General features: G+C 51.7%; 12 protein-coding genes. 3 read left to right on the top strand and 9 right to left on the bottom strand.

Annotation, left to right across the window (positions count from 1 at the left end; genetic code table 11):
* From HS1genome_RS06775 to HS1genome_RS06760, 4 genes are all read right to left on the bottom strand, one after another.
* Window positions 1-687: a 60S ribosomal export protein NMD3 gene (locus tag HS1genome_RS06775; RefSeq protein ID WP_229768079.1), complete on the bottom strand. Its 687-nt coding sequence runs from the start codon at window positions 685-687 to the stop codon at window positions 1-3.
* Window positions 688-692: 5 nt separating this feature from the next.
* A complete protein-coding gene (locus tag HS1genome_RS06770; protein WP_126450132.1) occupies window positions 693-989 on the bottom strand; it encodes a DUF424 domain-containing protein in 297 nt (98 codons plus the stop codon).
* Between the two features lie 6 nt (window positions 990-995).
* Window positions 996-1,409: a translation initiation factor IF-2 subunit beta gene (locus HS1genome_RS06765; RefSeq protein ID WP_126450131.1), complete on the bottom strand. Its 414-nt coding sequence runs from the start codon at window positions 1,407-1,409 to the stop codon at window positions 996-998.
* Between the two features lie 644 nt (window positions 1,410-2,053).
* Window positions 2,054-4,222, bottom strand: a complete 2,169-nt coding sequence (locus tag HS1genome_RS06760) for a thermopsin family protease (RefSeq protein WP_126450130.1) — start codon at window positions 4,220-4,222, stop codon at window positions 2,054-2,056.
* A gap of 330 nt (window positions 4,223-4,552) precedes the next feature.
* On the opposite strand from HS1genome_RS06760, the gene HS1genome_RS06755 reads away from it, so the two are divergent.
* Both HS1genome_RS06755 and HS1genome_RS06750 read left to right on the top strand, forming a co-directional pair.
* Window positions 4,553-5,812 (top strand): tRNA (N(6)-L-threonylcarbamoyladenosine(37)-C(2))-methylthiotransferase, encoded by a 1,260-nt coding sequence (locus HS1genome_RS06755; RefSeq protein WP_126450129.1) that lies wholly within the window; start codon window positions 4,553-4,555, stop codon window positions 5,810-5,812.
* A 10-nt stretch (window positions 5,813-5,822) separates the two neighbouring features.
* On the top strand, window positions 5,823-6,974 hold the full coding sequence (locus HS1genome_RS06750) for a glycosyltransferase family 4 protein (protein WP_126450128.1): 1,152 nt from the start codon (window positions 5,823-5,825) through the stop codon (window positions 6,972-6,974).
* Here the strand turns inward: HS1genome_RS06750 and HS1genome_RS06745 are convergent.
* From HS1genome_RS06745 to HS1genome_RS06735, 3 genes are all read right to left on the bottom strand, one after another.
* Window positions 6,902-7,615 (bottom strand): PIG-L deacetylase family protein, encoded by a 714-nt coding sequence (locus HS1genome_RS06745; RefSeq protein ID WP_126450127.1) that lies wholly within the window; start codon window positions 7,613-7,615, stop codon window positions 6,902-6,904. The genes HS1genome_RS06750 and HS1genome_RS06745 overlap by 73 nt on opposite strands.
* Entirely contained in the window at window positions 7,612-8,313 is a 702-nt protein-coding gene (locus HS1genome_RS06740; RefSeq protein ID WP_126450126.1) for a helix-turn-helix domain-containing protein, read from the bottom strand. Before HS1genome_RS06740 ends, HS1genome_RS06745 begins: the two co-directional genes overlap by 4 nt.
* Before the next feature lie 141 nt (window positions 8,314-8,454).
* The gene (locus HS1genome_RS06735) at window positions 8,455-9,483 is read right to left on the bottom strand and encodes an alcohol dehydrogenase catalytic domain-containing protein (protein ID WP_232018733.1); all 1,029 of its coding nucleotides are present in this window, start codon (window positions 9,481-9,483) and stop codon (window positions 8,455-8,457) included.
* Window positions 9,484-9,568: 85 nt separating this feature from the next.
* Here HS1genome_RS06735 and HS1genome_RS06730 point away from each other — a divergent pair, with 85 nt between their 5' ends.
* Window positions 9,569-10,687, top strand: a complete 1,119-nt coding sequence (locus HS1genome_RS06730; RefSeq protein ID WP_126450125.1) for an enolase C-terminal domain-like protein — start codon at window positions 9,569-9,571, stop codon at window positions 10,685-10,687.
* On the opposite strand, the gene HS1genome_RS06725 is transcribed toward HS1genome_RS06730, so the two are convergent.
* Window positions 10,680-12,062 (bottom strand): MFS transporter, encoded by a 1,383-nt coding sequence (locus HS1genome_RS06725; RefSeq protein ID WP_126450124.1) that lies wholly within the window; start codon window positions 12,060-12,062, stop codon window positions 10,680-10,682. The two genes, HS1genome_RS06730 and HS1genome_RS06725, sit on opposite strands and share 8 nt — an antisense overlap.
* A gap of 60 nt (window positions 12,063-12,122) precedes the next feature.
* The gene (locus HS1genome_RS06720; RefSeq protein WP_126450123.1) at window positions 12,123-12,890 is read right to left on the bottom strand and encodes a Zn-dependent hydrolase; all 768 of its coding nucleotides are present in this window, start codon (window positions 12,888-12,890) and stop codon (window positions 12,123-12,125) included.
* Between the last annotated feature and the right edge of the window lie 99 nt (window positions 12,891-12,989).

The following is a 12,989-nucleotide window of genomic DNA, read 5'->3' as shown; positions in this document are numbered from 1 at the left end:
CTACGCTCTCACCGCGAGTATGAGCTTGCTCTCCCTCCTTCCGTCCCTGACTCTCTCCCCCTCGTGGCTCTCTGTCACCCAAACCCTAGTCACCTGGGAAAACCTACTAACCACTCTTTTACCTACGGACTTGCTTATGAAGTAGTAGTCGACGCCTTCCCTCAAGGATACCACGTCGCAGAGGTTATCCAAAGCCTCCTTGTCTAAGCTTTCCTCGAACAGCCTCTTCACTCCCTCGTCGAGCTTGCCTTCTTTACCTCTCAGCTGCACCACGACTTCATACTTCTTTCCCCTCTTCTTCAGACAGGAGTCGCAAGTTACGTTTCTCTCGGTGAGTCTGACACTCCTGTTGAGCCTAAATCCTGCGCCATGGACATGACCAGACGCTGTGACTTCTACGACCTTACCTTCCTTAGGATCAAAGCGAATCTGAGAGGCCTCTATCTTGAGGGAGGAGATGTTGTGATCGATTAATGAGGTCTGACTTATGGTCGCGGCTAGCACCTCCTGCTCAGGCAACTTGACCCACTTCCTGTCGAACCAAGAGGACCCACAGAACCTGCATCGCCTCACCTCCACCTCGTCGGGGAACTTGATTAACTCCGTCCTCTCCACGTAGCACGAGGGACATAGGGAGCCAACTAATTGTACGCCCTCCCTACCACAGGACACACAGAACCTAGTCATCTCGCTCACAGGTTGTAGACTTGGGCGAAGGCGACTCCAGCGACCTTCAAGGTGGAGTTCTTATGGACTATGCCTCTCTTAATAGCCTCATCGACGAGTCTGTTCCCGACGAGGGACATCACGGTGGCTTGATTGACCATGGATAAGGCGGCGTCTAGCTCCATGGGATCTCCCTCGTAGAACTCTAGGTTTACGTCGAGAAGGAGCCCGTTTTCCCTGAACTTCTTTCCCAATAGTTCGGTTTCACAGACATTGACGAATACGTTGTCCTCCTTATGTAGGACTTTCACTATCACGTCCAAGACTCATCACAGTGGCTTAATAGTAGTCACTGCACCGCAGGCAAGGCAAGACATGGTCCACACCCTCTTGTCCAGCTTCAACACCGTGTCAAGGCTCTTACATGTGGGACATTGGACGTACACTTTAACGAATCTATCCATTAGGGTGTTTATAACGGTAGACGAGAACTTACCCTGGATGCTAAGTTGTCCATTGTCCTGAAGCATGCCTGGGGCAGCCAGCTCCTTCAAGAGGTACTTGGTAACCAACTTGGGATCCCTTCTTATCCTGTCGCAGTACTCCTCGAAGTTCCTTATTACGGTGAGGTTCCCGGCACTCATTATGTTCAGCTTTGGTAGCTCTTGGTAGGCAGAGCTAGGTTCCTTCTGGGGGAGCTTAGCGTAGAGCCTATCGAGCAGTTGTTGGTAGGACTTGTCCATGATTGCAGTCTTAAACGAAGTAGAATAAAAATGTTGGAAACGAGCTATGACGATCCCTCCTGTGAGCCCTTTTTGTCCGGCCTATAGTGTAAGAATTACGTTGTCCTAGCGAAGAGAAACTCTCGCTACACGACCCAACTCGTCAGAAGTTAGCCCGAGGCGGAATTCCAAGGCTAGGATGCCTCGGACACTTTGAAGTATGGAAGTTGGTCGGCCTGGAAACTCATTGGCCCTTGATGAGGCAATTAAGGCGCTTTAAGCTGGCCAGCTTGCGTTTATGAGACTATAATACTTTTACGTAACTTTTAATCTCTTAATCTCTAAATATTGTATCGACGTGAGTTATGTTTATATGATATTTGCCTCATCTCCTATATCTCACAACCCACGATGGGCTCTGCTTACGAGGTCTTGGGAGCGATGAAGGTGGAGGGTAGTGGTGTTCTCCTCCGTCGGCCCCGACGATTTGGGGTGACTTTGTATGATCCCTTAAGAGAGGTGTCCGTGGCGTATCTAGAAGGAATTGAAAGTGACAACTTTGAGCCGCGGGTAAACACTTTTATCGAATCCTATGAACTTACGAGGACATTTTCATCTCAGCTAACTAAGTTTTCGGCTCATATAGAACTCCACCGGTAAGAGAACTAGCGCCTCCTAAAGGCTACTCCGATCCCCACTGCTAGAGCTATAACGACTACAGCACCTATTCCTAGGGTAGCCAGATTGTAACCCACAGTAGACGAGATGGACTTGGTTGTAACATAAGTTGCAGCGTCCCTTACCGAGACCCCAAGGCTGTAGGAACCAGGACCCTTAAGGTGGAAAACGTAGGACGGCGAGGTCGTGTTGGCCGCAACTGCACCGTCGACAGTCCACATGTAAACGTAAGGAGGAGTGCCGCCGCTTATTGACGCGGTCAAGTTGACTAAGTTACCTGTATATAGGAGGCCGGCAGAACCTGTTGAGTAGACGAGTCGGAGCACGGGATCCGGGTTAACAGTGACGTTTAATGTATAGGAGATCGTGTAGTTAGATTGGTCAGTGACGAACAAGGTAATTGTGTAGTTTCCCACTGGAGCGGTGAAGTTCAGGACATTGGAGGAGGAAACGTATTTGCCGTCTACATCCCACCTATACTGGTAAGGGGGTGTTCCTCCTGTTACATCTGCTCGGAGAGGCAATGGAAGTCCGTAGTCGGTGGTCGTCCTAGAGGCAACTAAGGTCAATGTTGGATCTGGGTCCACTGTAACAGTGAGGACTGTCGAATTCGTTAGGAAGCCGGCGGCGTCCCTCAGTACCGCCCACACCTCGTACGTTCCTGACCCTTGAAAAGTCACGGCGAAAGTACCCAGTTGAACCTGTCCGTAAGGTTTCCCATTTACGTAGAGCGTCAGCTGGTAGGGTGAAGTTCCACCTGAGGCCGACAGGCTGAGCGAGAGTGCCTGCCCAGCATCTAGTTTACTCGCCTTCGCCGTCAGGGAAAGTTGAGGGTCTGGTTCGACTGTGATCAGGTACGAGAACGTCGAGTTCTGGCCATTAGCCGCTTCTACTACTACAGTTAGGCGATACACTCCTTGTATTAGGGAACCCAGTTCAAGGTAGCGGATTACTTGAGTACCGAAAGAGGTGAAGTTAAGCACGGGAGTACCATTGAGGTAGAGATAGAACGTGTAAGGTAAGAGTCCTCCATGCATTGTACCGCTCAACGTCGCGTTGATAGGTTGCCCCGCATCTAACCTCTGATACGTGAGGTTGAGTCTGATGTTGAGGGGTGAAGGGACGTAGAAGAGTGGGGAGTAGAGGTTCTCGACTCCTAGTGAAACTGAGGGAACTCCGTCTCTGAGGTAGGTAGTCAGGTCGTCTGCGGCTTCCGCAGTGTCACTCCCGAACCCATAAAGCTCCCGCGGAGCAGCGTAGGTTCCGTTGGTCAAAACGTACTCCATTCCTAGGGTCGAGTTCATCGACGTGAAGTCTGTTATCTCACCATTTCCTCCTCCCCCGAAGACCAACTCCGCATCGTAGTAGTTTTTAGATCCAGTGAAGTTATACCCATCGACCAGCATATAGGACGAAGAGACTCCAGGCTGAATAATGGTGACGTTGTCGAACCAGCTGAGCGAACCATTGTAGAACCCGAAAGAGACGAGAACTCCAGAGTTCGTCTGCTGTTCCCTTATCAGTAGGGAGCCAGAGAACGGCATCGAATAGTGGTAGTTCTGCGTACCGAAGGCATAGTAGGATTGATTGTTGTAGATGTAAACTGCACCTCCTCCCTTGACGCTTGAATTGGTTAAAAGCGAGGGATAAGAGGAGGAGTTCCACACGTTATCTATGACGTTGTAAGTGTCGTTGTTGGTGTAAAAGTCGACGACGTCCTGAAGCCAATACTGGAAACTTCCATGTTGGGTGTTGACCTGGAGAACTACATTCATCTGAAGACTAGCCTGATAGGGGCTCACACCTGAGGGAGGGGTGGCATTGTAGGCTCCGATGGATCGGACAGTGAAGTGGCCGACTGCCTCACTGTACTTAACTACATAAGGGATCAGTCCCCTCGAGGTGTTCAGGATTCCGTAGTCGGCTATACCTATCGGGGCTGGAAGCTTAGAGTGATATAGAAAAGGATCTACTGGTAGGCCTCCATATTCTAGGTCAACTTCCGCCGTCTGACCAGAGACGTTGTTGTCGATGATTATGTAATACAGGCCGCCTGAAAATGGACCTACGTCGCCGTCGAGGTGAGTGCCAAGGGAAGAGAAGACTACTCCAGCAGCTATCCCGTTACTGAAGGAATGAAATTGTGAGCTAGTCATGACGAGTACGTCGATGGTCGCGTTAGACGTGACCGAAAACGTCAAGTTCTGCCCAGAGAGGAGAGTGATCCAGAAGTACTCGTAATAGGAAGGAGGAAGTGAGAAGGAATAAGACGGATCGGCCCCCTCCCCACTGACGGGATTTGAGCCTCTAAGCCGTGCCGTATTGTTGGCATGGCGTATGTGGATAAAACTACAAAGATGAGGAGGACGAGGAAGTATCTGTGCAATTTTATCTTCTTATTACCCTTCAAACCTATTAAATAAGCTTAAGTGGTTCCTCGAGGGGAAGAGTAAAAAGGCCTAGCTGTCAAATTCCCTCGGGCAACGTTGAGGGTATACCTTGAGACCTACGGTTGTGCCTTGAATAGGGGAGACTCGCTCATTATGGAGACCCTGTTGAAGGATAGAGGACACGAGGTTGTGGAGACGCCAGAGCAGGCTGACGTACTCATCCTGAACACATGCACAGTGAGAATGGATACTGAGGAAAGAATGATAGAGAGAATGAAATCCCTCTACAGGTACGGCAAGAAGCTAGTGGTGGCAGGGTGCATGGCTACTGCCGAACCGGGGTTGGTGAAGACGACGATCCCCACGGCTTCCCTCCTCTCCCCGCAGGCGGTGGAGGAAGTAGTGGAGGTGGTAGAGTCGCCAGGACGTGTTGTGAGACTTGAGCCCACCGTCCCCACTGTCCTTCCTCGGATAGTTGAGGGGAAAATAGCTATAGTGCCAGTAGAAGATGGATGTGCGGGAAACTGCAGCTTCTGTATAACTAAGAACGCGAGGAGAAAACTGAGGAGTTACCCAATAAGGAGGATAGTAGAGTCAGTGAGGGAGGGAGTAAGGAGGGGGGCCGTGGAGATAGAGCTCACAGGTCAGGACACCGCGGCCTATGGACTGGACTTCGATCCCTCCATAAACCTCGCCCAGGTGGTGAACGAGGTGAGCTCCGTGGAGGGCGACTTCATGGTCAGAATAGGCATGATGACGCCTGAACAAGCAATGAGAATCCTTGACGATCTGGTCGACGCTTTAAAGCGAGAGAAGGTGTTCAAGTTCGTTCACCTTCCTGTGCAGAGTGGGGACGATAGTGTGCTTGAACTCATGAACAGGAAATATACCGTAGACCAGTTCAGACAGTTGGTGAAGGAGCTCAGGTCAAAGGTCCCTGACCTGAGCGTGGCCACAGACGTCATAGTGGGCCACCCCGGAGAGGACGAGGAGGCCTTCAGGAACACCTTGAAGTTGATGGAGGAACTTAGGTTCGAACGAGTTCACCTGGCTAAGTACTCCGTCAGGCCGAACACCAGAAGCGCGTCCATGAAGCAGATACCAGATATTGTCAAGAAGGAGAGAATGGAGAGGGCCAACAGAGTTTACGCAGAGGTGGCCCTAAGGGAACACTCGAAGTACCTCGGGAGTTCAGTCAGCGTCATAACGACCGAACTAGGAGCTAGAGGTTCTGTAATTGGTAGAACGACAAACTACATTCCAGTTGTCCTCAGGGAAGCCGTGGAGTTGGGGAAGTGGGTGAAAGCAAAGGTGGAGGAGGCGTCCTTCTTCGACCTGAGGGGAAGGCTTAACTGAGGAACCCAAATTGAGAGTAGCGGTGGTTTCCGACTTCGGTTTAACTGAGATCACCGGTGGATATAAGAGGAACGAGGAAGTCCTATCTAGACTTACCAAGTTCTTGGATGTCGTAGTTATACCCTCCAGGAGAGACCTCGAGCTAGCCAAGGATGGCCACGAGAGGGAACTAAGGGAAGTGCTGGAAAGGGTGGACGCCAAGTTGCCTGCGCCATTGGAGGAGATGTTGGATCCAGACTTCATCCCAGACGTGGAGGCCGACGTGTTCTACGTTTACAGCAACTCACTGAGGGAACTTGAGCTTGGGTATAAGTTGTCTAAGGGGAGGCCACTAGGAGTACAGCTTCAGCTCCAGCCCTTCTACAAGAAGGAAGAAGAATTGTTCAAGATAACCCACAGGGGACCTAGAGGTGAGGAGCGTTTCCTCAAGGCAAAGAGGTGTTCTGAGGAGACCAGGCCAGGATGGGAAAGGATGATAAGAGAGGATAAACTAAAGTTCGCCACCTCCGTTTCAAGAGTTCCAATAGATGTAGCTGGTTTGGAGGAACTCGGACTTCGGACAATTGTGACTAGACCAGCGAACGCGTTCGACCCAGAGGCAGTTAAATGGAGGAGGGAAGGTAAGGAGGACTACGCGGTTTACTTCACTAGGTTAATTCCAGAGAAGGGGCTGTTTGATATACCCGAGATCTGGAGGAAGGTGAACTCCGAGAGAGACGTGAGACTCTACGTCATGGGGAAGTTCGAGGATCCTAGAGACGCGGAGGACTTCGAGAGGGAGGTTAGAGACTTGAACGTAGAGTACCTCGGCTTTATGAGGGGGAGCGAGCTCTTCAGGGTGGTGTCGAGAGCAAGGGTTATGCTTTACCCTTCACACTTCGACAGTTTCTCCTTAGTTACATTGGAATCGTTAGCAGTGGGAACACCAGTTGTCACCTTCGACCTGCCCGCGATAAGGGAAGTGTACGGCAGCCTAAGAGACGTAGTCAAGATAAGTGAGGACGATTTGACCTCTATGGCTAAGGCCGTCCTGGAGGCTATGAGGCGAGACTACGTTCAGTCCCCAGAGGCCATAGAGTTCCTCAAGGTTCATTCCTCTTGGGAGAACGTAGCGAGGGCAGAAGCCCAGGCCCTTCTGGAGATCTCCTCCCAGCTCCGATAGTTGACCCACAACCTCTCGCCGTAGCCGCCTGGAAGCAACCTCCTAGCGTACCTAACTACAGAGTTCAGATCGCGTCGAGTTATTTGAGTCCTATACGCAGAGAGTCCGTCTAGTTTCCTGCCAAATACCCTAGTGACATCGAAGAGGAGCGGCTTATAGCCACTCGCTGCCAGTCGGATCTCGTTGTCGTCGAAGTCCGACGCATAGGGTAGATCCTCGTAGAGAATCAGTGGTTCGCCAGAGAGCTCCGCTCCCCTCCTCACAGTTTCGTGGTCGACGTGTCCCCCCAGTCCTAGGGGGGCGACTACTAGATCTTGCCCCTTCAGCAGCTCCCTTAGCGTAGACGTGACTTTATGGAGAATTGGGTCGATGTACCGCCCATCTCCCTTGAGCGATATGTATCCCCTCATTGAGGTGTCTGGAAAGCCCAGGTGGGTGACACTCGCCCCTAAGGATGAAAAGTACCTGAGGTCCTCAGCTCTCCTAGCCGCGCTCACCTCGCTCGGAGGAATCATAGCGGCTGGCGAATACCTACTCTCTGTGAAGACAGTGACGGCAGAGTAACCATTTAACAGCCCTAGACTGAGTATACCCCCAATCGATAGGGCCAGATCGTCTGGATGAGGCGATAGGAGGATCACTCAAACTCTCCTCCTCGGTAAAACTCGATGTCGCTAAGGGCCCTCTTGAGCAGTTTCCTCTCAGCCTTCCTGAGATACTCTTCCAAGGTGGGTTTCGACAGTCCTATTTGAGAGGCTAGGTCTTCCAATTTCATCTTCCTAGGAAGCTCGTAGTAACCCCTCCTGATGGCCTCGGAAACGGCGTAGCGTTCCTGTGGAGACAGATCGAAGGAAGTGAATATTTCTCCGTCGAGATCTACCACCTTCGCCCTGTATTGGAGTACCTTGCCAAGTCGCATCATATCAAACCTTATTGGCTCGACCTCGTTGACTGGGACCACGAACGATATCCTCTCGACACCGTCAACTATCAAGTCCCTGATCCTGAGCACGGTATACTTACTCAATACGCCCATGATCATGGACTCGTAATCCTCTAGGAAGCACAGCCTGAAGGTCCTCCTCCTCTCGTCGGTCAACTTCACGTCCAACACGTCCTTGATCCTCGGGCTCCTCCTGAAGTCTCTCATGAAATTTCTGAAGTCTCTCAGGGAGTTACTCTTCACCTCGTCTATTCCAATTATTACCCCGTCCCTGACCTTGGCTGCTAGAGTTCTGATAACTACGTTGTGATCTGAGGTGAGCTCGCTCCAGCATCCTTTATGCCTAACCTTGACCTCTACTGCTGCGAACTCGAGCGGAGTTCTTAACTCCACCACGGAGATCAGAAGTGATAGATTCGTAATACTAAATATTTTTGGTCATACGTTAACCTTCACCAATCTCTTCTCCTTCGAAGAGGGAGAATCCACAAACTAACAAGGACGATCGTTCGTAGAGGTAGGGCTCAGATTTCTTGATTAAGGGGTGATCACTAGCCGGGTGTCTGCCACCTCTCCCGATTCCAGAGTCACGAGAGCATCGTTTGCCTCATCAAGGCTGTAGGTCCTTACATTGATCGAGAGCTTCCCTTTCTCAGCAAGTTTAACGACGTCTGACAGGTCGTTAAGCGTCCCATAGTTTGAGCCGATAACTTGATGCTCCCATACAACTGTGTCGAAGACAGGTAGGACCATGGTTCTTCCCTCTAGTCCAACTAGGATGAGGAGCCCGGCACTGGATAAGGATGAGGAGAGTAGCTGAGCCGAATACTCGTCCCCTACAACGTCGAAAGCCACGTCAATACCTCCCTTTGACAGCGAGTTTACGGTACTTCTGAGTTCCTCTGGTCTTACAGCAACGTCAGCTCCTCGCCTCAACGCAGCCTCCCTCCTAGCCTGGCTTCTGGAGACCGCCATCACGTATATCGAAGAAAAAAGGGCCTTAAGTATTTGAATCGTGTAGAGGGCTACCCCTCCAGCTCCATAAACTACAACTAAGGAACCCGGCCTGAACCTCGAGGCAGCCTTCCTCACGGCGCCCATCGAGGTGGTTCCGGCGTCGGCCAACGGTGACGCGCTAACCGGATCTAGGGTCTCAAGTTTGATAAGCCACTTGAAACTTGGAACTAGGAGGTACTCGGAGTACCCCCCGTTGGTAGTCTGCCCTGGAATTTCCTGGTTCTTACAGAGGCTGAACTTGCCCTCCCTACAGTACCTGCATGTCCCATCCCCCCACGTAGCGTAAACCACTACCCTGTCTCCCTTCTTCAACCCCACAACTTCATCGCCCACCTCCTCCACTACTCCAGCATTCTCGTGACCAAGGGCCATGGGCAATTTGATGTTAGGTCTAGCCTCTAGTCCTTTAAATATCCTGAGGTCGGTCCTGCAGACACCTGCTCCCTTTACTCTAATTAACACTTCTTCTCTTCTTGGGGAAGGGAGATCCAACTCCCCAAGCTGTAAGGGAGTTCCAGGACCCATAAACATCGCGGCCCTCGACTTCACAGGAGCTACTTAATTGTCAGGTATTTGGATACCTCCCATACATGTCGGGATCTCTCCCCTAAAGGACTCGAAGAGAAGGTGAGTAGTGTATGTAAAGAAGATAGAGTTGGTGGCCACCAAGGGTGTGGAACAACTTAATTACCCTTACAGCAAGCCCACAGACTACTACGATAAGTTGCCATCTATGTCTCCCGCTCGAGCGGCCTTGTCTGACAGGGTGTCACTCCTCAAGCTCACCACAGACGAGGGAGTAAAGGGGTACGTGGAGACCTCAGAAGTGGCAGGGAGAACAGCCCTGTCGCTCGCCTGGGCCATAGAAGGGCTCAGGACCTCCCAGACTTCCCTGGCCTTGGACCTACTCTACAGACTCACCCTTCCCACTGGTAGAACTGGAATATTCCTCCACGCAATAAGTGCCCTGGAACTGTTAATGTGGGACTCGAGGTGTAAGGAGTTGGGGGTCTCGTGCCTTTCTTTGATAGGAGGGCCTACTCGAGAGAAAGTAAGGGCCTACGCTAGCCACCTCCACCCAAAACCTATTCAGGAATTGAAAAGAGAAGCAAGGAACTATCTGGAACAGGGGTTCACTGCCATGAAGATGCGCTTCCCCTCGGGGCCCTGGGATGCGCTAGGAGTGGAGAGAAACGAGGAAGTAGTGAGGGCAGTGAGAGAGGAAGTGGGAAAGGAAGTGTTGCTCGCGGCCGACGCCTGGATGTCGTGGAATCTGAACTTCTCCTTAAAGATGTTGCGGAGGTTGGAAAAGTACGAGTTAGCGTGGATAGAGGAGCCCCTCTTGCCCGACGACCTAGAGGGATATAGAGAGCTTGCCTCCAGGACTGGAGTGCCTCTGGCAGCTGGGGAACACCACTACCACGTCTACGACTTCAAGAGACTCCTCGACGTTGGAGTCACCATAGTTCAACCGGACGCCTTATGGAGCGGTGGTTTAGAGACGTTAAGGAAGGTTGCGTCCATCGCCGAGGCCTACGGAGCGTGGGTTATACCACACACATCAAACGTTTACAACTTGCACTTCGCCTTCGCGGAGCCTGAAAACATTGTCCCCATGGTTGAGTACCTCCCTCACTACAGGTGGATGGAGAACTTCGCCATCAATCCCCCTCTTCCAGAACGGGGGTTCTTTTTCGAACCCAAGGGAAAAGGGTTCTGCGTGGAATACGATGTGGAAGAAAAAACTACTTAGCCTTCTCCTTCACTTCCTCCTTGGCTTTTCCTCCGTAGAAGTCCCTGAGCACTTGCTCTAAGCTCTTACCTTGGCTGGCTGGAGCTAACGCGAGCACGATCACGATACTAACTATGAAGAACGCCGTCCCTACAGCAGCTATGGCAGAGTACCCTATGGCTGCAACTATTGAGGGAACGAATATGCTCCAGACTCCTATGGCGAACCTCATCCAAGCCCACACGAACCCTTGAGCGGTGTTCCTTATCTCTGTGGGAAAAAGCTCCACTGACCACATCCTGTTCAAGGGCCATAGGCCCACACCTTGTCCGAAACCAAATAATAGGACGTTGAAGAGGGCCACAGCGAGTATCTTGAAAGGCAGAAATATGGGCACAGCGAAGCTGAGTGCACAGAGCGCTGCGCTAGCCACGTAGAGGGTCCTCCTGTTCACCCTGTCGGCCAATGGAATGTAAACTGCGAGCAACGCAATTATGGCGGTGACAAACCAGCCCACCTGTATGAGATCCGCTGCCGCAAGCGTCGTCCCTCCCACGTCTCTCTCGAAGAACTCTAGGAAGAACCCGAAGGTGCCCGCTGGGATACCCCACAATATGTATATCGGTATGACCAAGGCAAGTCCCTTCTTGTACCTGAACATCTTGGACCAGCTCCATTTCTCCCCACCCGTCGTCTGCGTAGGTGCCGAGATTCCCAGTTTATCCATGGCGTCCTTCAGAACGTCAGTCCTACCCTTTACGGCAGCCCATCGTGGAGACTCGATTAAAGACCTCCTGAGGAACCACGTGATGGCGGCGACCACCGTAAGAATGCCGAAGAGGACCCTGAAGCTGTTAACACCTATAGGCACTGTAGCGATCGCGGCCAACAGAATCACTATTGGGCCGACGTACCAGAATATGTTGGTGAAGCTCATTAGCCGTCCCCTGCTCCCCCTAGGGGAGTACTCAGCTATGAGAGACCAAGAGGTGGGAACGTCTACACCTACGGCTACTCCAGACATGATGTAACCTATGATAAGCATAACGTAGTTGACAGCCGCAGTCATGATGAGCGTTCCTATAGCGTAGAGCACTAGGTCGTAGGTGTATATCGCTTTTCTACCATAGCGGTCCCCGAGAGGCCCCGCAATGAGCGCGCCTAGCCAGGCGGCGAAAGCGTTGGGACTAAGAGCACCTATGAGACCAACCAGGGTCGCCGTGAGCGCGAAGTGGCTCTCCCAGATCACTAACGAGGCACCGCCCGCGACTATGGCCCCCGCGTCGAGGAAGTCTCCCATGGCAGCTAGCATAGTCCACTTATAGTGGGTGGAAGACAGCCTAGCGTCGTCTATTGCTTTTAGGGGATCGTCAGACCCCTTAGAAGGAATAGACATGAACAAGGGTCATTTTTAAACATTTTAAAGAGACTTCCATACTCGTTAGGGTCAGTTAGCTCAGAGGAGCTCTGGAAAGTTCTTAGGGTTATCCGGGTCATAGGCCGGGACAACTTTAACGCAACTCTCCCTCAATCTCCTGTAGGCATCGAGGCACTCGTAAATGTCCTCCGCTATACCTATTGGCACGTTCTCCGAGAGGTTTCTAAGTGTGAAGGCGGTGTCAGTCAGACAGAGCTTGCCTTCAGAGAGGTCTATCTGAACTGCCATGGAGCTCCTGTGATGACAACCGGTCCACAACAGGCTCACGCCCTCCACTATCTCCTGGTCATCCACTAGGGATATCCTTTCCCAGGCCTCCTCGAACAAGTAGCTCCTCACGTACTTAGGAAGGTAAATGTCTCTATTCAAGAACGGCTGAGGACCAGGAGTTACGACGTCGTTATACCACCCTTTCCTCGAGAAGTAAAGGGAGGCCCTCTTGAAGAGGGGAAGCCCTCCGACTGTGTAGTCCTGAACTGGCGTCACAACCACGTGGGTGACCTCGTCGGGAGAGACTCCAGCTTCCTCCAGAATGTGATCGATCCTTCCATAGGATGTGAACTTACACCGATCTGTCCCAGCCCAATTCCTCAAGAATTGGTTTCTCTTGGATAAGTCCTCCACTAGTCCAGTGTTCACCAGAAGGTAGCCGCTCTGTAGTCGCACCAGGAAGGAGTAGAAGGTCAGGGGATACCACTTTCCAAACTCTTTCATCCAGAATACCTCTGGACCTGGGACCTCCCCGTGTTCTCCTACTTTAAACATCTTGACTGACTTGACTGGCATACATTGCCCTCGCTAGCTACTAGAAAACTTTGTATCCCCACTTAGAGGGAACACTGTTGGACTTAAAACTACTACCGTCCGTGGTATAGGTCAGCACCA

Source organism: Sulfodiicoccus acidiphilus, from assembly GCF_003967175.1.
In the GTDB taxonomy this organism is placed as follows: Archaea; Thermoproteota; Thermoprotei_A; order Sulfolobales; family Sulfolobaceae; genus Sulfodiicoccus; species Sulfodiicoccus acidiphilus.
The sequence above is the reverse complement of the archived record's forward strand: the minus strand, read 5'-3'. Positions and strand labels throughout refer to the sequence as shown.

Excerpts from the sequence above, each read along its gene's own strand:
- HS1genome_RS06775 (WP_229768079.1), bottom strand. The coding sequence starts at position 687 with ATGACTAGGTTCTGTGTGTCCTGTGGTAGGGAGGGCGTACAATTAGTT.
- HS1genome_RS06765 (WP_126450131.1), bottom strand. The coding sequence starts at position 1,409 with ATGGACAAGTCCTACCAACAACTGCTCGATAGGCTCTACGCTAAGCTC.
- HS1genome_RS06760 (WP_126450130.1), bottom strand. The coding sequence starts at position 4,222 with ATGACTAGCTCACAATTTCATTCCTTCAGTAACGGGATAGCTGCTGGA.
- HS1genome_RS06725 (WP_126450124.1), bottom strand. The coding sequence starts at position 12,062 with ATGTCTATTCCTTCTAAGGGGTCTGACGATCCCCTAAAAGCAATAGAC.
- HS1genome_RS06720 (WP_126450123.1), bottom strand. The coding sequence starts at position 12,890 with ATGCCAGTCAAGTCAGTCAAGATGTTTAAAGTAGGAGAACACGGGGAG.